The sequence below is a fragment of the Nocardia arseniciresistens genome (genome assembly GCF_046764875.1).
GTDB classification, from domain to species: domain Bacteria; phylum Actinomycetota; class Actinomycetes; order Mycobacteriales; family Mycobacteriaceae; genus Nocardia; species Nocardia arseniciresistens.
In genome coordinates this window covers 318,041-338,503 of sequence record NZ_JBKORD010000009.1, presented here as the reverse complement: position 1 = coordinate 338,503, position 20,463 = coordinate 318,041, and the positions used below count along the sequence as shown (strand labels likewise).

General features: G+C 65.6%; 1 protein-coding gene and 1 pseudogene. Both read left to right on the top strand.

The window, feature by feature from the left end:
- Nucleotides 1-20: 20 nt before the first annotated feature.
- A pseudogene (locus tag ACLMAJ_RS18980) lies at nucleotides 21-4,409 on the top strand (SDR family NAD(P)-dependent oxidoreductase); the annotation flags it as partial.
- Nucleotides 4,406-20,380 carry a type I polyketide synthase gene (locus tag ACLMAJ_RS18975; RefSeq protein WP_412015059.1) on the top strand — a complete coding sequence of 5,325 codons (15,975 nt, stop codon included), beginning with the start codon at nucleotides 4,406-4,408 and terminating at the stop codon, nucleotides 20,378-20,380. The pseudogene ACLMAJ_RS18980 and the gene ACLMAJ_RS18975, both read left to right, overlap by 4 nt.
- Nucleotides 20,381-20,463: the final 83 nt, after the last annotated feature.

Below are 20,463 nucleotides of genomic sequence, written 5' to 3'. Positions count from 1 at the left end.
CGGACGAGTCGAGCCCGCATGTGGACTGGTCCGCGGGCGAGGTCGAGTTGTTGACCGAGGCCCAGCGGTGGCCGGTTGGTGGGCGGGTTCGTCGGGCGGGTGTTTCGTCGTTCGGTGTCAGTGGTACCAATGCTCACGCGATTCTGGAGGAAGCTCCCGTTGGGGAGTTGGTGGTGTCGTCGCTGGTTGCTGATCGTGGGTTGGCGGTGGTGCCGTGGTTGGTGTCGGGGAATTCCGTGGTGGGTTTGCGGGCGCAGGCGGATCGTTTGCGGCAGTGGTTGATTCGCAATCCCGACGCGGATGTCTGGGACGTCGCGCATGCGCTCGCGACGACACGCGCGCAGCACGAGTCGCGGGCGGCGGTCCTTGGCGGCGATCGCGACGAACTGCTGGCGCGGTTGTCGAAGCTGGCCGCCGGATCCTCCTCTGCCGGAGTGGTTTCCGGCCAGGCGGGCTCCGGGAAGACCGCTTTCCTGTTCACCGGTCAGGGCGCGCAGCGGATCGGCATGGGCGCTGGTCTCGCCGATGCCTTCCCGGTATTCGCCGCAGCGCTGGACGAGGTCTGTGCCCAGTTCGATCCGCTGCTCGGATGTTCCCTGAAGGAAGCGATGTTCACCGGGCATCTGATCGACGATCAGGGAGTCACCACCGCTTGCGACTGCTTGTCAGGTCGTTCGAAAGGGTCAGCTTGCGACTGCTTGTCAGGTCGCTCGAAAAGGTCAGCGGAGACTGGGATTCTGGATCGGACACGATTGACCCAACCCGCGCTGTTCGCGTTCGAAGTGGCGATGCACCGGCTGTTGGAGTCGTTCAGAATCGTCCCGGATGTGTTGATGGGGCATTCGATCGGTGAACTGGGCGCGGCATATGTAGCCGGTGTGTGGTCACTGGAAGACGCTTGCGAGCTGGTCGCGGCACGAGGACGGCTGATGGAGGCGCTGCCGGAGGGCGGCGCGATGCTCGCGGTCGCCGCGTCCGAGGCCGAGATCGGCGCGGCGATCGCCGGATTCGGTGATCGGGTGTCGGTGGCGGCGGTGAATGCGCCTGCGGCCATTGTGGTCTCGGGTGACCAGGACGCCGTCGATGAGATCGATCGGCTGTTCACCGAGTCGGATCGTAAGACGAGCCGGTTGCGGGTGTCGCACGCGTTCCATTCCCATCGGATGGAGCCGATGCTGGCCGAGTTCGCGACCGCGGCGTCGGGATTAACCTTCAACGCTCCACGGATTCCGTTGGTGTCCAACATCTCTGGTCGGATCGCCGGTGACGAGATACTGGATCCGGGGTACTGGGTATCGCAGGTGCGCGCCGCGGTGCGTTTCGCGCCCGGTGTCGAGACGTTGGTGGCGTCGGGCGTGCGCCGGTTCCTCGAAGTCGGACCCGACGCGGTGCTCGCGGCGATGACACGGCACACGCTTCCCGAGGATGTGGAGGCTCGATCTGTGGTCGCCGCGGCGGCCCGCCGGGATCACGACGAGGTCGAGCAGTTCCTCACGATGCTCTGCCAGGCCCACACCGCCGGGGTGGCGCTCGACTGGGATGGGTTGTTCACCGACCGGATGTCACGAGTTGCCTTGCCCACCTACGCCTTCGAACATCGGCGGTACTGGCTCGAACCCGGCCTCGGGCAGCCCCGTAATGCGTCGGAACACCCGCTGCTCACCGACGTGGTGCGAGTGGCCGACCGCGACGAGTGGCTGTTCACAGGGCGCCTTTCACTGCGCGCCCATCCATGGATCGCCGACCACACTACTTACGGTGTGGTGTTCGTCCCGAGCGCCGCGCTCATGGAGATGCTACTGGTCGCAGGTCGGCGGATCGGCTGTAGTGCCGTGGATGAGCTCACCGTCGAGGCGCCGATCCTCCCGCCGGCCGACGGCGACGTCGAACTCCAAGTGCTGGTGCGGGAGCCGGATCCCACGGGACGTCGATCCTTCACGTTCCACTACCGCCGCACCGACGCCGTCGACAGCGAGTGGACGCGCAACGCCAGTGGCGTGTTGAGCGGTCAACCGCTGATCGACATCGGACTCATGGACATGCTGCGAAGCGGTCCCTGGCCGCCGGTCGACGCCGAACCGGTGGATACCGACTGGATTCCGGCCCATGTGGCGCATGCCGCTGGACTGGAATACGGTGCTTCGTTCATCGGCGTCGACGCCGCATGGCGCAGTGGTGACACGGTTTTCTCCGAGGTCACCTTGAACCAGGACGTTTCGGCCGAACGATTCCAGCTGCATCCGGCGCTGTTCGATATGGTGACCCATGCCGGACTTGCCTGTTTGATCTTGCCCCGCCATCCGAGCGAACCTGTCGACGGCAAACTCTTGTTTCGTTGGGGCGGAACGCAATTCCACACCACGTCCAAGGTTACGACCTTGCGGGTGATGGCCATTCAGCGCAGCAGTGAGGCGATCACCGTCGTCGCGGTCGACCAGGACGGAACTCCGGTGGTTTCCATCGACGAAGTGGTCATGCGCTCCTACGACGTGCAGCAATTCCGCGCCACGCCGGCGGGTGGACATGCGGCACGGTATGGGTTGCGCTGGGCGGCGGTCGAGATGCCTGACGGACTCACCCCGACTCCGAGCGCGGCCGTGCTCGGAGTCGCTCACGTGGCCGGAATCGACGAGCGGTATCCGGATCTGGCGACGCTCGCTGCGGCCTCGACCGTACCGGATGTCGTAGTTTGGTCTGAAGTTGATGCGCTGCACGATGATTCGCGGCAATCGGCGAGCGATCGCGTGAAGGCCGCCTTGCGCATGGTCAGCGGCTGGCTGTCCGAAGAGCGATTCGCACAGTCGCAGCTGGTTGTGGTGACCAGGCGTGCGGCAGCACTGTCCGATGAGGGGCCGGATTCCGCGTCGGCCGCGGTCTGCGGGCTGATACGTAGCGCTCAGACCGAGTATCCGGGGCGGATTGTGCTGCTCGACGGAGACGAATCAGGTGGTGCCTATGTTTCGGCCGACTCGATTCGAGCGGCGATCGCGACTGGAGAGCCGCAGGTGGCATTGCGGGGTGACCGCCTCCTGGCACCGCGACTGGAGGCGATGACGTCCCCGGTCGCCGAGAAAGTGTCGTTCGGGTCCGGGACCGTTCTGATTACCGGCGGGACCGGGGGATTGGGCGCGCTTGTTGCCCAACACTTGGTAGCGGCGCATGGTGTGCGACGGCTACTGCTGGTATCTCGCCGTGGCGAGCGTGCCGACGGCGCAAGGGAACTCGCGGCCGAACTGTCCCGATTGGGCGCCGAGGTGCGGGTTGCCGCCTGCGATGTCACCGATCGTGACGCGCTCGGAGATCTGCTGTTGAGCCTGCCCGTGGAGCACCCACTCACCGGTGTCGTGCACACCGCGGGCGTGCTCGACGACAGCACGTTCCACACGCTCACCACTGAGCAGGTCGATCGGGTCTTCGCTCCTAAAGCCGATGCGGCGTGGTATCTGCACGAGCTCACTCGGGACATGAATCTGTCTGCGTTCGTGATGTTCTCGTCGATAGCGGGACTGATCGGTTCTGCGGGGCAAGCGAATTACGCTGCCGCGAACAGCTTCCTGGACGCTCTCGCGATGCAACGCCGCGCCGAAGGGCTACCGGCACTCGCACTCGCCTGGGGGCCGTGGCAGCAGGGCCTCGGTATGACCGGCGCTGTGGATCGCGCCGCGATGGGTCGTTTGGAGCGCCTTGGCCTAGCCCGGCTGGAGCGCACCGACGGCTTGCGATTGTTCGATGAATCGCTGACCACGGCCGAACCGGTGCCAGCGTTGTTGGACCTGGATACCGACAAACTGCGCCTGCAAGCGCATGCCGGTCCGGTACCCGCGGTGCTGCGCGGGTTCGTTCGCGCACGCGGCCGGTCGGCCACGACATCGCGTGGTGAACTTTCGCTCGGGGACCGTCTGCACGGTGTGCGGGAGGCGAAACGACATGGGGTCGTACTGGATCTGGTGCGCGCTCACGTGGCGGCGGTGCTGGGTTACGGGTCGGTCGACGACATCGGACCCGATCGTGGCTTCGCCGAACTCGGCTTCGATTCCCTGGGCGGAATCGAGTTCCGTAACCGGCTTTCGCTGGTAACGGGGCTGTCGCTGCCCTCGACCTTGGTGTTCGACTACCCGACCGCGGGAGATGTCGCGGACTACTTGCTGGCGCAGACCGTGGTTACGACGCCCACGCAACTGGTGTCCACGGTGCCAGAGGACATCACACGGCTCGAGGCCCTGCTCGAGCGGATTATCGCCAATGGCAGCGATAGCGACGAGACCGTCGCCGGATTGCGGGGTGTCAACGAGCGTCTCCGCACCTACCTGACCGGCCAGTGGTCGGACGGTGGGTACGACGACGATCTCCGATCCCATTCCGATAGTGAGCTCTTGGATCTGATCGACGAGGAGTTTGGCCCAGCATGAGCAACCCCGGCACGAGCAACCCAGGCACCGGCAACGAGGAACGGCTCAGTCGGTACCTGAGGAAGGTCACCGGCGACCTCCGCGCCGCCAACAAGCACATTCATCAGCTGGAAGAGCGTGCCAGCGAACCGATCGCGATCGTCGGCATGAGCTGCCGATATCCGGGCCGTGTCGAAACTCCGGCGCAGCTGTGGGAGCTGGTCGCTTCCGGTACCGACGCCATCGGTCCATTCCCAACCGACCGAGGCTGGGACCTCGAGCGCCTGTTCGACACCGACCCCGATACGCCGGGGACTGTCTACACCCGGCAAGGTGGATTCTTGGATGGGGTAGCCGATTTCGACGCGGGATTCTTCGGAATCGGTCCGCGCGCGGCGATGGCAATGGATCCGCAGCAGCGCTTATTCCTGGAAGCGGCATGGGAGGCATTGGAGGCCGCCGGTATCGATCCGGTGTCGCTGCGCGGCAGCGACACCGGTGTGTTTGCCGGGGTGATCCACCAGGATTACGGCCACCGCGTGGGTTCGCCGGGTCTGACCGCCGAGTCGGAAGGCCATGCCTACCTAGGGGTTTCGGCGAGCATCCTGTCCGGGCGGGTCGCTTTCACCTTCGGTTTCAAAGGTCCGGCGATCTCGGTGGACACCGCGTGCTCGTCGTCGTTGGTGGCTCTGCACCTCGCTTGTCAGGCGTTGCGTCAAGGCGAGAGCTCTCTCGTCCTGGTCGGTGGGGTCACCGTGATGTCCGACCCCACCCAGCTGCTCGCTTTCGCTCGGCAGCGCGCGCTGTCCTCGGATGCACGGTGCAAGGCATTCGCGGCAGCGGCGAACGGGACGGGAATCTCCGAGGGCCTCGGGATGCTCGTGGTGGAGCGGCTATCGGATGCACGCCGTCATGGTCACCATATCCTCGCGGTCATCCGCGGCAGCGCGGTCAACCAGGACGGTGCCAGCAACCGTCTGACCGCGCCGAACGGTCCTTCGCAGGAAAAGGTGGTTGCGCAGGCCCTGGCTAATGCCGGTTTGACGCCCGCCGACGTCGATGTGGTCGAAGCGCACGGCACCGGCACTCCCCTCGGAGACCCGATCGAGGCGCAGGCGTTGATCGCCGCCTACGGTCGCAATCGCGTCGGAGATCCGCTGCGTATCGGTTCGCTCAAGTCGAACATCGGACACACCTCCGCCGCGGCCGGTATCGGCGGTGTGATCAAGATGGTGCAGGCATTGCGCCACGAAATGCTGCCCGCGACATTGCATGTCGACGCTCCGACCCCACATGTCGACTGGTCGGCAGGATCGGTGCGGCTACTCACCACGGCAGAACCGTGGCCCGCGGGAGAGCGGGTGCGCCGCGCCGGGGTGTCCTCTTTCGGCGCCAGCGGCACCAACGCTCACCTGATTCTGGAGGAGGCCCCTGTTCCGGCGGCGGCCACTGCCGAATCGGCAGATGACGCCGATCGTGGTGCGCAAGCAGTGACGTCCGGCGTTTCCCCCTGGCTGGTGTCGGCGAAAACCGAGGAAGGCCTGCGTGCACAGGCGGCCAAATTGCTGCAATGGGTGACCGAACACCCCGACCGGACAGTCGACGATATCGGCTATTCACTGTTGACGACCCGCGCTCAGCTGGACTGGCGGGGCACGGTGGTGGGCGACAACCGGGACACGATGCTCGCCGGACTGAGAGCGCTTGCCGAAGAAGGATCGACGAGCTCCGCCGATGGCGTGACCACAGGGCAGGCGGTGACGCGTAAGGCGGCCTTCTTGTGCACCGGGCAGGGCGCGCAGCGGGTCGGGATGGGGCGTGAACTGTACAAGGCGTTCCCAGTTTTCGCGTCCGCGCTGGATGAGATCTGCGAGCAGTTCGATCCACTACTCGGCGGTTCGCTCGAGCGGTTGATGTTCACCGGTCAGCTGGTCGATGGTGGTCCTGACATTGCTGATGCCAGTGTTCTGGATCGGACAGAGTTCACCCAACCCGCGCTGTTCGCGTACGAAGTCGCGCTGTGCCGACTCTTGGACTCGTTCGGTGTGACGCCTGATGTCCTGGTCGGACATTCGATCGGTGAGTTGGCCGCCGCGCACATAGCCGGTGTGTGGTCGCTACCGGACGCGTGCCGACTGGTCGCAGCGCGCGGTCGCCTCATGGGGCAGCTGCCGGAAGGCGGCGCGATGCTGGCCATCGCGGCGAGCGAGCTCGAGGTATCCGAGGCGCTCGCCGACGAGACGAACCGAGCATCTATCGCCGCAGTGAATTCGCCTGTGGCTGTTGTGGTTTCCGGTGATGAGGACGCGGTGACGGCACTCGAGCAGTGGTTTGCCGACCGCGGGCGGAAGACATCGCGGTTGCGAGTGTCGCATGCGTTCCATTCACGCCGAATGGAACCGATGCTGGCCGAGTTCGAGTCCGTCGCACGGGATGTCACCTACCATCGCCCACAGATTCCACTGGTATCGAATCTATCCGGCCGGATTGCCGGCGATGAAGTCCTGGACCCCGCCTACTGGGTGCGGCAGGTGCGGGCGACCGTTCAGTTCGCTCGGGGCGTAGACACCCTGGTGGCCTCGGGTGCCCGTCGATTCCTGGAAATCGGTCCTGATGCCGTGCTCACGGCAATGACCCGGCAATGCTTAGCGGACGATATCGAATCGCAGTCGCTGGTGGTTGCCGGAGTACGTCGAGGGCGGCCTGAGGTCGAGCAGTTCGTGAACTGCTTGGCGCATCTGCACGCGGTCGGTGTCGATGCCGACTGGAAGGTGTTCTTCGCGGCTCGCTCGGTCTCACGAGTGTCGTTGCCCACCTATGCTTTCCAGCGCCGTCGCTACTGGCTCGAGCCCTCTCTCAGCACCGCTGGTGTCGAATCGGCAGGTTTGGGTGTGGTGGAGCATCCGTTGCTCGGTGCGATGGTGTCGGTACCTGAGTCCGGCGGCGTGCTACTGACCGGCCGGATGTCGGTAGCGACACAGCCCTGGCTGGCCGACCACGTAGTCGCCGGGTTGGTGCTGTTGCCAGGGACCGGCTTCGTGGAGTTGGCGTTGCGTGCCGGTGCCGAGGCCGGGTGCCCGGTGATCGAGGAATTGATGCTGCAGGCGCCACTGGTGCTGCCCGCGGCGGGCGGTGTGCAGATCCAGGTTGTCGTCGGCGGGCCCGAACATGAGTCCCCGCAGCGGCCGATATCGATCTACTCCCGAGGTGCGGACGACCGCGACGGACAGTGGGTACTACACGCGCGGGGCCTGCTGACCACCCGAGACGACACGACCGACCCCGGGCCGGGGGTATGGCCGCCGGTCGCGGCGATCGGTGTCGATATCGCGGCCGCGTACACGGGCCTGCTGGCGCGTGGTTACGACTACGGTCCGGCGTTTCAGGGTGTGCGGGCGTTGTGGCGACGCGGTGCGGAGGTATTCGCCGAGATCGCAGTCGGTGCGGACACCGGGGTGCGAGCCGAGGGATTCGGGATCCATCCGGCGCTGCTGGACGCGGCCTTGCACGCGGGACCGCTGGCCGGAGTGCTCGAAAGCGGTGCGGGACAGTCACAGTTCACGGTCGAGGCGGGGCAGGTGGTGTTGCCGTTCTCGTGGGAGTCGGTGTCGCTGTACGCAGCCGAAGCGTCGATACTGCGCGTGCGCCTGACCACGACCGGATCGTCGATGTCGGTGTCGGTGGCCGATGAGCAGGGACAACCGGTGTTGTCGGGATCGATGACAACCCGGTCGACGCCACTCGAGCAGCTCGCCGCGGCCGCCGCCGCAGGTGCGGGCGGACCGGCCGCACCGGTACTGGAGCTGGTGTGGTCACCGATCTCGTCCGAGCCCGCGGTGGTGGCTGCGACACCTCGACATGTGGGGGTGGATCGGTGGGACCGATTGGATCCGGTGGATCCGGTGGCCCCGGTGGTGGTGGTCGATGCCGGGGCCGGGTGGAACGAACACACCGGCGCCGACGTGGTGACCACTGTCCACACCGAAGTCGCACGGATACTCCAGGTGGTGCAGGCGTGGCTGGATCAGGACCGCTTCGCCTCCAGCACCCTGTTGATCGCCACGCGCGGCGCGGTCGCGCTGCCCGGTGAAGACCTCACCGACCTCGCCGGTGCCGCGGTGTGGGGTTTGGTGCGTACAGCACAGACGGAGGATCCGGGTCGGATCGTATTGGTCGATGCGGACACTGTCGTCGACGAGCAACTCGCGGCCACCATCATGGCCGTCGACGAACAACAGGTAGTCGTGCGCGCCGGTGTCACCCACACCGCGCGACTCACCCGACCCATAACCGTCACAGCCGACAGTGCGGTGTCCGCCGTGGAGGGCGGCGCTGCTCCCGGCTTCGGTGCGGGGACGGTGCTGATCACCGGCGGTACCGGTGGTTTGGGGGCTGTGGTGGCTCGGCATGTGGTGGTCGAGCACGGCGTGCGGTCGTTGCTGCTGGTGAGCCGCAGCGGTCCGCGGGCCGAGGGCGTGGCATCGCTGTGCGCCGAGTTGGCGCAATCGGGGGCACAGGTGCGGGTGGTTGCCTGTGATGTCACCGATGCCGACGCGGTGGCCGGGTTACTGGCCGAAGTACCCGCCCAGTGGCCCTTGACGGGTGTGATCCATGCCGCGGGTGTGCTCGACGACGGGGTCATTGCGTCGTTGACCGCGCAGCGGGTGGACGCGGTACTGGCACCGAAAGCGGATGCTGCCTGGCATCTGCACGAGGCGACCGCGGATCTGGATCTAGCGGCGTTCGTAGTGTTCTCCTCGGTATCGGGCACAGTCGGTGGTCCCGGACAGGGCAACTACGCGGCCGCGAACACCTTCCTCGACGGGCTGGTGGCATACCGGCGAGCACGAGGGTTGGCCGGCCAGTCGCTGGCGTGGGGTATGTGGGCACGCTCGAGCGGTATGACCGGACATCTGGGTGAGACCGATGTGGCCCGGATGAGTCGCGGCGGATTCATCGCGATGTCGGACGAGCAAGCGTTGGCCGGATGGGATGCGGTACTCGAACGGGACAGGGCACATGCGGTGATCGCCGTGGTGGACTCCACCGCGATCCGCGCCCAGGCCGATGCCGGACTACTGCCACCGTTGCTGCGGAAGCTGGCACCGGCGGCGGCCCAGCGCCCGGCGGCGACTTCGGCGGTGGTGTCGGGTCTACGGCAACGACTGGCCGGTTTGGACGCCGATCGGCAGCGACAGGTGGTGCTCGATACCGTGCGCACGCACGTCGCGGCTGTGCTCGGTCATGACGGTGCGTCCGCGATCGATCCCGACCGCGTGTTCCAGGACCTCGGCTTCGATTCGCTCGGCGCGGTCGAACTGCGTAACCGACTCAAAACCGCCACCGGCCTGCCGCTTTCGGCTGCGGTGGTCTTCGACTACCCGACATCACGGACTCTCGCCACATACCTGGCCGACGAGCTCGCGGGCGCCGGGCGCGACATCGCGGTCACTGCCGCCAAAGCTGTCGACGATGAACCGATTGCGATCGTCGGTATGGCCTGCCGGTACCCAGGCGGTGTCAATTCGCCTGAGGCTCTGTGGAATTTGGTCGTAGACGGGACCGACGCGACGTCGGAATTCCCCGAAAATCGAGGCTGGGATACCGGACGTCTCTACGATCCCACCGGCGCGACACCACACACCTCCTACACGCGCGAGGGTGGCTTCCTCCATTCTGCCGGCGAATTCGATCCGGGCTTTTTCAATATCAGCCCGAATGAGGCCGCGATGATGGATCCGCAGCAGTTTCTGCTGCTGGAGACCTCATGGGAGGCGTTGGAGCGGGCCGGGTTCGACCCCACCGCGCTGCGTGGCAGTCCGACCGGGGTCTTCACCGGGATGATGTATCACGACTATCCGGCCAATGCGAACGTGGGATCCATCGCTTCCGGTCGAGTCTCGTATGTGTTCGGTCTGGAAGGGCCGTCGGTCACCGTTGATACAGCGTGTTCGTCATCGCTGGTGGCCATGCATTTGGCCGCGCAGTCGTTGCGGTCGGGTGAATCCGATCTGGCGTTGGCCGGTGGTGTGGCCGTGATGGCAACCCCGGAGGTCTTTGTCGAGTTCAGTCGGCAGCGGGGACTTGCGCCGGACGGGCGGTGTAAGTCGTTCTCCGATTCGGCCGATGGGGTGGGTTGGTCGGAAGGTGCTGGTGTGTTGGTGTTGGAGCGTTTGTCCGACGCCCAGCGCAATGGCCATCAGGTTTTGGCGGTGATGGTGGGTTCGGCGGTGAATCAGGATGGTGCGTCGAATGGTTTGACTGCGCCGAATGGTCCGTCGCAGCGGCGGGTGATCCGGCAGGCGTTGGCGAATGCTGGGGTGTCGCCGGTCGAGGTGGACGCGGTCGAAGCCCACGGCACCGGCACTACCCTCGGAGACCCGATCGAAGCGCAAGCACTGTTGGCCACCTATGGACAGGACCGTGCTGCGGATCGCCCGTTGTGGTTGGGTTCGTTGAAGTCCAACATTGGTCATGCTCAGGCTGCTGCGGGTGTGGGTGGTGTGATCAAGATGGTGATGGCGATGCGCCATGGTGTGTTGCCGCGAACTCTGCATGTGGATCAGCCCAGTACCAAGGTTGATTGGACCGAGGGCCATATCCGATTGCTGACCGAGTCGGTGGCGTGGCCGGAGTCGGGTCGTCCGCGTCGTGCTGGGGTGTCCTCGTTCGGTATCAGTGGGACCAACGCGCACGTCATCCTGGAACAGGCTCCGGTGGCGGAACAGGCTCCGGTGCAGGGTGTGCGGACCGTTCAGGCCGTGTTGCCGTGGGTGGTTTCGGCACGCGGTAGCGACGCTCTTGCCGCCCAGGCTGATCGTTTGACATCGCATGTGGGCGAACATGATCCGATTGACATCGGTTTCTCGCTGGCGTCGAGGCGAAGTGTGTTCGAACATCGCGGGGTTGTCGTGGCTGAGGGCCGTGACGATCTGCTGGCGGGTGCGCGGGCGTTGGCTGCGGGTGTGCAGGCACCTGGTGTGGTGACCGGTCGTGTGGTGGCGGGTTCGACGGGTGTGGTGTTTTCGGGTCAGGGTGCGCAGTGGGCTGGTATGGCTACGGAGCTCCACAATGCGTATCCGGTGTTTGCCGAGCATTTCGATGCGATTGTTGTCGAGTTGGATCTGCTGCTGGGGCAGTCGGTTTCGTTGGTTGCGGCGTTGGCGGACGGCGATCTGGTGGATCGGACGGTGTTCGCGCAGGCGGGGTTGTTCGCGTTCGAGGTGGCGTTGTTCCGGCTGCTCGAATCGTGGGGTGTGCGTGCGGATGTGGTGGCGGGTCATTCGATTGGTGAGGTCGCGGCCGCGCATGTGGCGGGGGTGTTGTCGTTGGCGGATGCGTGTGTGCTGGTGGCGGCGCGTGGCCGGTTGATGCAAGCGCTGCCGACGGGTGGCGCGATGGTCGCTGTCGGTGCCTCGGAAGCCGATGTGCTGCCGTTGTTGTCCGGTGAAGTGTCGATCGCGGCGGTCAACGGTCCGTCCTCGGTGGTGCTCTCCGGTGTCGAAGAAGCTGTCCTGGCTGTTGTCGGCACGTGCGTCGAAAATGGTTGGCGCACGCATCGTTTGCGGGTCTCCCATGCTTTCCACTCGGTGTTGATGGAGCCGATGCTGGCCGAATTCGCCACGGCGATAGAGGGTTTGGAATTCACCCGCCCCAGCATTGTGCTTGTGTCCACGGTGACCGGCACCCAGGTCGTCGACGAGATGACCGATCCGGCGTACTGGGTCGGTCAGGTGCGGGAGACCGTCCGATTCGCCGATGCGGTCGTCACGGCTAGCGGTTTGGGCGTGTCCCGGTTCGCCGAGGTCGGTCCCGACGCGGTGCTGACTCCGATGGTCGCCCAAATCGTGGATGGCGCGGTTGCGGCCGCTGCGGTGGTGGCGCTGGCGCGTCGAGAGCATGCCGATGTGCCCACCGTGCTGAGCGGGGTGGCCGGATTGTTCGTGGCCGGCGCTCACGTCGATTGGGCCGGTTTGTACGCCGGGACCGGGGCACGGCGAATCGACTTGCCTACCTACGCCTTCCAACATGAGCATTTCTGGCTCGATGCCCGGCAGATGTTCGCACAGTCGTGGCTCGGGGCCGAACTGGGCGCGATACGCGCTGCCGGGCTCGATGCGGTGGATCATCCCTTGCTCGGAGCTGTTGTGCCGCACCCGGAGTCGGGTGCGGTCAGCTTCACCGGCCGTTGGTCGGTGGACTCGGTGGAATGGTTGGCCGACCACAGCGTGCACGGGGTCGTGTTGCTGCCGGGTACCGGGTTCGTCGAGCTGGCCAGTCATGTCGGCGGCCTGTTGGGCTGTGCGGTGGTGGACGAGCTTGTCCTGCACACCCCGTTGACGTTGCCCGCCGAAGGCAGTGTCGCGGTACAGGTTGTGGTGGCCGCCGCCGACGAGGCCGGTCGCCGACGACTGACTGTCCATTCTCGACAAGCTGCCGAGAGCCCGTGGTCGATGCACGCCGAGGGCGTGCTCGCGCCCGGTGATGTGGCGGCTGATTTCGATCTGACTCCGTGGCCTCCGGTCGGGGCCCAGCCGTTGCCTGTCGACAGTGCCTATGACGAGTTGCTCGAACTCGGGTATGGGTATGGCCCGTTCTTCCAGGGGTTGCGGGCGGCATGGCGGCGTGGCGAGGAATTGTTCGCCGAGGTCGCGCTACCGGACCCGAGGGCGGCCGAGGGTTTCGGGATCCACCCCGCGCTGTTCGACTCGGCCCTGCATGCCGGGATCATTCATGGTCGTCGCAGCGGCAGTGGTTCCGCGGTGCTGCCCTTCGCCTGGAACCGTGTGGTCATGCACTCGGCCGGTGCTGCGGCCGTGCGGGTGCGGAGCGTCGCCGAAGGCGACAACTTCGCCGTGCAGATAGCCGACGACCAGGGCAGACCCGTGCTCTCGGTGGGAGCTCTGGTGTCTCGGCCAGTATCGGCCGAACGCCTGGGCGCGGACCGGGTGTCGAATGCCCTCTTCGGCGTGGAATGGGCCACCACTGCGCTGTCGCCGGTGGTAGGTGTCGACCCCGGCCACGTGGCGGTGCTCGGTTCCGGCCACAACCGCGGTGACCAGAGTTCCGGTGATGTGCGGCGCTATCGCGATCTCGCGGCGTTGATCACCGATCTGGACGCGGCCGAGGAGTCGGTTGTTCCTGACATCGTGCTGCTCGAGTGCCCGCTCTCCGACGGTCCGCCGACCGCGGCGGCGCGGCAGATCGTGGCCGGTGTGCTCGGCACTGTCCAGGGTTGGCTGGCCGAAACCCGTTTCAATGCTTCTCGTTTGGTTGTGTTGACCAGACAAGCGGTGGCCGTCGCCGAATCCGAGCACGTGCGTCTGGATCAGGCGCCGGTGTGGGGGCTGCTGCGTGCCGCGCAGGCTGAGCACCCGGAGCGGTTCCAGCTTGTCGACCTGGATCAGGACGGTGACCTGTTCGCTGTCGCGACCGCGGCGGCAGCCGCTGCTGAGGAACCGGAGGCTGCGCTACGCGGCACGACCGTGCTCGTGCCGCGTTTGACCCGCCACGCACCGGGCACGATTGTGCGGCTGACCGAGCCGGGGACCGTGCTGGTGACCGGTGGCACCGGCGGTCTGGGTGCGGTGATCGCTCGGCATCTGGTGGCCGAACATGGTGTGGGGCATCTGCTTCTGACGTCCAGGCGCGGCCCGGAGGCTCCCGGTGCCGCTGAGTTGCGTGATGAGTTGGTCGGGCTCGGGGCCGAGGTCACCATTGCCGCGTGCGATGTGTCCGATCGGTCTGCGCTGGCCGCACTGCTGGACGGTATCTCCGACGAGCATCCGCTGGTGGGTGTGGTTCATGCGGCGGGAACCGCCGATAACGGTGTGATCGAGTCGATTACGGCCGACCGGATCGATTTTGTGTTCCGGCCCAAGGTCGATGCCGCGTGGCATCTGCACGAGCTCACGCGTGATCGGTCGCTGTCGCTGTTCGTGCTGTTGTCCTCGGCGGGTGGGTTGGTGCTGGCCGCGGGCCAAGCCAATTACGCTGCGGCGAACGTCTTTCTGGACGCTCTCGCGGCGCATCGTCACGGGTCGGGGCTGCCCGCGACCTCACTCGACTACGGCATGTGGGCGCGATCGAGCGGCCTGGGTACGGAGCTGTCCGCGGATGATTTCGATCGCATGCGCAGGCAGGGCTTCCCGCCGCTGACCGAGGTCGACGGTCTGGCATTGTTCGATGCGGCGATAGCCACCGATACCGCTCAGCTGGTAGCGCTGCGGGTCGATCCGGCGGTGCTTCGAACTCGGGGCGAGCAGATCCCGGCTCTCGTCCGCGCGCTCGTGCCGGAAACAGCGCGGCGTCACAGCAGGACCCCGGCGGGTCAGGCGATTGTGCAGAAGCTGGCGGACCTGTCGGATTCCGACCGCAATAGTGCTCTGGTCGACCTTGTCCGGTCGGTTGCCGCCGGTATCCTCGGGCACGCTTCCATCGATACTGTCGAACCCCAGCGGGCTTTCCAGCAGCTCGGGTTCGACTCGTTGAGCGCGATCGAGTTTCGCAACAAACTCAACGCCGCGACCGGTCTGCACCTCCCGGCCACGCTCATCTTCGATTACCCCGATCCGCAAATCGTCGCCGACTTCATCGGTTCGCAACTCACCGGCGCCGAAGCTGTCGAAGAGCTCGTGGTCAGTCGAATCCGAGTCGACGACGAGCCGATCGCTGTGGTGGCGATGGCCTGCCGGTATCCGGGTGGTGTCGCGTCGCCGGAGGACCTGTGGAATCTGGTCGTCTCGGGCGTTGACACCACCGGAGAGATGCCAGCGGATCGAGGCTGGGACATCGAGGGCATCTACGATCCCGAACCCGGCAGGGCGGGCAAGACCTATACGCGTAGTGGTGGATTCTTGTACTCCGCAGCCGATTTCGATGCGGACTTCTTCGGGATCAGCCCCAACGAGGCCACGATGATGGATCCGCAGCAGCGCTTGCTGTTGGAGGTCTCCTGGGAGGCGTTGGAACGCGCTGGAATGGACCCCGCGGTGCTGCGAGGCAGTTCGACCGGGGTGTTCACCGGTCTGATGTATCACGACTACGCCCGAGCGACCGGGACCGGTAGCGGTTCCGCAGGCAGTTTGGTCTCGGGTCGGGTGTCGTATGTGTTCGGCCTGGAAGGGCCGTCGGTCACCGTTGATACAGCGTGTTCGTCGTCGCTGGTAGCGATGCATCTGGCCGGGCAGTCGCTGCGGTCGGGGGAGTGCGATCTGGCATTGGCCGGTGGCGTGGCCGTGATGGCGACTCCGGACATGTTCCTCGAATTCGGGCGGCAGCGGGGGTTGTCACCGGATGGGCGGTGTAAGTCCTTCGCGGACAAGGCAGATGGTGTCGGTTGGTCAGAAGGCGCCGGTGTGCTGGTGTTGGAGCGTTTGTCCGATGCCCGCCGTAATGGTCATCAGGTGCTGGCGGTGCTTGCCGGTTCGGCGGTGAATCAGGATGGCGCGTCGAATGGTTTTTCGGCGCCGAATGGTCCGTCACAGCAGCGGGTGATCCGCCGAGCGTTGGCGAACGCCGGTATCGCTCCGGACGAGGTCGACGCCGTGGAGGCCCACGGCACGGGTACCACCCTGGGTGATCCGATCGAGGCGCAAGCGCTGTTGGCGACCTATGGGCAGGATCGTGCTGCGGATCGTCCGTTGTGGTTGGGGTCGTTGAAGTCCAACATCGGTCACGCCCAGGCTGCTGCGGGTGTGGGTGGTGTGATCAAGATGGTGATGGCGATGCGGCATGGGCTGCTGCCGCGAACTCTGCATGTCGATCAGCCCTCGACGAAGGTTGATTGGTCCGACGGGCATGTGCGTTTGTTGACCGAGTCGCGGCCGTGGCCTGAAACCGACCGGCCGCGTCGTGCTGGGGTGTCCTCGTTCGGTATCAGCGGCACGAACGCTCACGTCATCGTGGAGCAGGCCCCGGTGACCGAGCCGGTGGCAGAGCAGGCTCCGGTGCTGGATTCGGCAGTGTTGACGTGGATGCTCTCGGCACGCAGTGGTGAGGCTCTTGCCGCTCGAGCTGCCCGCCTGATATCGCATGTGGGCGAACACAACTCGATCGATATAGGTTTCTCGTTGGCATCGGCGCGTGGTGTTTTCGAGCACCGGGCTGTTGTCATGGCCGAGGACCGTGACGGTCTGCTGGCGGGTGCGCGGGCGTTGGCTGCGGGTGTGCAGGCACCTGGTGTGGTGACCGGTCGTGTGGTGGCGGGTTCGACGGGTGTGGTGTTTTCGGGTCAGGGTGCGCAGTGGGCTGGTATGGCTACGGAGCTCCACAATGCGTATCCGGTGTTTGCCGAGCATTTCGATGCGATTGTTGTCGAGTTGGATCTGCTGCTGGGGCAGTCGGTTTCGTTGGTTGCGGCGTTGGCGGACGGCGATCTGGTGGATCGGACGGTGTTCGCGCAGGCGGGGTTGTTCGCGTTCGAGGTGGCGTTGTTCCGGCTGCTGGAATCGTGGGGTGTGCGTGCGGATGTGGTGGCGGGTCATTCGATTGGTGAGGTCGCGGCCGCGCATGTGGCGGGGGTGTTGTCGTTGGCGGATGCGTGTGTTTTGGTGGCGGCGCGTGGCCGGTTGATGCAAGCGCTGCCGACGGGTGGCGCGATGGTCGCTGTCGGTGCCTCCGAGACCGATGTGCTCCCGCTGTTGGTGGCCGGTGACGTGTCGATCGCGGCGGTGAATGGCCCGGCTTCGGTGGTGCTCTCGGGTGAGGAGGACGCTGTCGTGGCTATCGCTGAGCGGTGTGCCGAACAGGGTTGGCGGACCCATCGATTGCGGGTTTCGCATGCTTTCCACTCGGTGTTGATGGAGCCGATGCTTGCCGAATTCGGCGCGGCGATAAAGGGTCTGGAATTCACCCGCCCAAGCATTGCGCTGGTGTCGTCGGTGACCGGTGCGCGGATCGGCGACGAGATGTGTGATCCGTCGTATTGGGTGGGTCAGGTCCGGGAGCCGGTGCGGTTCGCTGATGCGGTCGCCGCGATGGCGGGAATGGGGGTGTCGAGGTTCGCCGAGGTCGGGCCCGATGCGGTGTTGACTCCGATGATCGCCCAGACGCTCGATGACGAGGATGGCGCGGCTGCTGCGGTGGTGGCATTGGCGCGTCGAGATGACGCCGGTCCGTCCACGGTGTCGGGTGGCGTGGCCGAGCTGTTCGTGACCGGTGCCGACGTCGACTGGGCCACTCTGTACGCCGATACCGGAGCACAGCGAATCGACTTGCCCACCTATGCTTTCCAGCGTCGGCGTTATTGGATGCCCGAGGGGTCTTCCGGCAGTGGTGACGCTCGGTCGATGGGTCTGGCGACTACCGGACACCCGCTGGTTTCGGCGGTGGTATCGCAGCCGGACTCCGGCGCGGTGATCTTGACCGGTCGCCTGTCGGTGCAGGCGCATCCTTGGTTGGCCGATCACACGGTGCTGGGCACCGTGTTGTTCCCCGGTACCGGTCTGGTCGAACTCGCCCTGCATGCGGGGGAGCAGGTGGGCTGTTCGAGTCTGGAGGACTTGGTCCTGCAAGCCCCACTGATGCTTTCGGAGTCCAGCGGGGTTGCGGTACGCACTGTCGTCGGTGCCGAGGACGAGACGGGCCGTCGTGCGGTGCGGATCTTCTCCTGCCCCGATGGGGACGTCGATTCGGCGCTGTCTTGGACGCTGAACGCCGAAGGCGTGCTCGCTGAAACATCTCGAGAAGTGGTGGCTGCCGTCGATCTCGTCTCCTGGCCCCCGGCCGGTGCGCAGCCGCTGAACATCGACGGCGTCTACGACCGACTGCTCGATGCCGGGTACGGGTACGGTCCCCACTTCCAGGGTCTCCAGGCGGCATGGCGACGCGGCGAGGAATTGTTCGCCGAGGTCGCGCTGCCGGACCCGCAGGAGGCCAAGGGTTTCGGGGTCCATCCGGCACTGCTCGATGCGACTCTGCATGTTCTGCTGTCGGTCGGCCACAAGTCTGCGGATGGGACCGGTCCGGCATTGCCATTCGAGTGGTCCGGCGTCAGTGTGCATGCGTCCGGAGCCAACGCTTTGCGTGTTCGGCTGACCCCCGTCGGCGAGCACGCTGTTGCTGTGGATCTCGCGGACCCGACTGGTGCTCCGGTGGCCACCGTGCGGCGACTGGCTTCCCGGCCGATTGATCCCACACAGCTCACGGCCGGTGCGTCCACTGTCGATAATGCGTTGTTTCAGGTCGATTGGATACCGATCTCGGTGTCCGACGCCGAGGTCACCGCTAGCGACCGCTTGTCAGGTCGCTCGAAAGGGTCGGCTGTTGCGTGGGCGGATCTCGGTGACGAGGTTCCGGCCACGGTGGTGCTGGATTGCCCGGCGGGCAATGATCCCGCCGCCGTTCGTGCGGCGACGCACGGTGTGTTGCAGGTGCTTCAGTCCTTTGCCGATCATCGGTTCAGCGAATCGGTGCTGGTGGTTCGGACCAGTGGTGCGATATCGGTTGCCGGTGAGGACATTACGAACCTGGCCGGTGCCGCTGTATCCGGTCTGGTTCGTTCGGCGCAAGCGGAAAGTCCTGGCCGAATCGTGTTGATAGACACCGATTCCGATATCGACGGACTGCTCGGCGTGATTCTGGCTTCGAAGGAACCGCAGGCGGCTGTGCGTGGCGGGCAGGTATACGCTGCGCGACTCGCCCGAGCGGCCTCCGCTCCGGTGATCGCTTCAGCTGTGAGTTCCGCTTTCGATCCGGACGATACTGTGCTGATCACCGGTGCCAGCGGCTTCCTCGGTGGGTTGTTCGCCCGGCACCTGGTCGCCACCCGCGGTGTCCGTCGCTTGCTGCTGTTGAGTAGGCGTGGCGCGTCCGCTCCCGGCTCCGCTGAGCTGCGGGCGCAACTGCGGCGTCTCGGTGCGGAGGTCGAGTTCGTCGACTGCGATGTCGCCGATCGCGGTGCGCTCGCCAGGGTGTTGGCCGATGTTCCTGCGGACCGTCCACTCGCCGGTGTCTTCCATACCGCTGGTGTGCTCGACGATGCTGCCATCGGTTCGCTTACCGCGGATCGGATGGACGTGGTGTTGCGGCCCAAGGTCGATGCCGCCTTGCACCTGCATGAACTGACCGCCGATCTGCCCCTGAAAGCGTTCGTGCTGTTCAGTTCGGCGGCCGGTGCGTTCGGCAACCCTGGTCAGGGTAACTATTCCGCGGCCAACGCGTGCCTGGATGCGCTGGCGGCGCACCGCAGAGCATCCGGGCGTTGCGGGCAGTCTCTTGCGTGGGGTCTGTGGGGCATGGACGGGGGTATGGCCGCGGAGCTCGGCGACGTCGACCGGCTTCGTATGTCGCGTTCGGGTCTGCTGCCGTTGGCGGAGGAACAGGGCGTGGCGCTGTTCGATGCGGCCACCGAGATCGACGTAGCGGCCCCCATCCTGGCCCGGCTCGATCTGGAGGGGATGCGCAGCGCGGGGTTCGCCGCGGCCCTGTTTTCCGGCCTTGTCCCCGCTCGCCGCACCGCGGCCTCCGGTGCCGGCACGGCACTACGTGCTCGGTTGGCGAACACTCCTGACAGTGCACGTTTCGATGTGCTCGTGGAGATCGTGCGTGGTCAGGTTGCCATGATTCTCGGTCATCAGAATGCGAATGCGGTTGTTGTCGATAGGGCTTTCAGCGAGTTGGGTTTCGATTCGCTCACAGCGATCGAGTTCCGTAACGCCCTCAAAGCTGTTACGGGTCTGCGGTTACCTGCGACTCTGGTATTCGACTATCCGACTCCGCGGGCTCTGGCCGAATACCTGGCCGACGAGTTCACCGACCACCACAACCCCGACCGGGCGACAGATCTATCGGACGACGATATTCGTAGCGCCCTCCGAACAATCCCCCTCACCCGTCTGCGCGACGCGGGTCTGCTGGATGCACTCATGAGGCTCGCACAGGGGCAGGAAAGCCACAGTGAGATCGATCGGAGCATCACGGATGAATCGATTGACGCGCTCGACATCGATGACTTGATCGACATGGTTTACAACAACCCATCGGAAGACTGACGGCCATGTGCACGGTGCGGGTAATGCATCGGAATTCGGCCTCGTAAACGAACTTCGCCGGTGAGTCACGGTGACCGTAGGAA

Bases quoted from the DNA above. Each gene is read 5' to 3' on its own strand.
- ACLMAJ_RS18975 (WP_412015059.1), top strand. From the start codon at position 4,406: ATGAGCAACCCCGGCACGAGCAACCCAGGCACCGGCAACGAGGAACGG.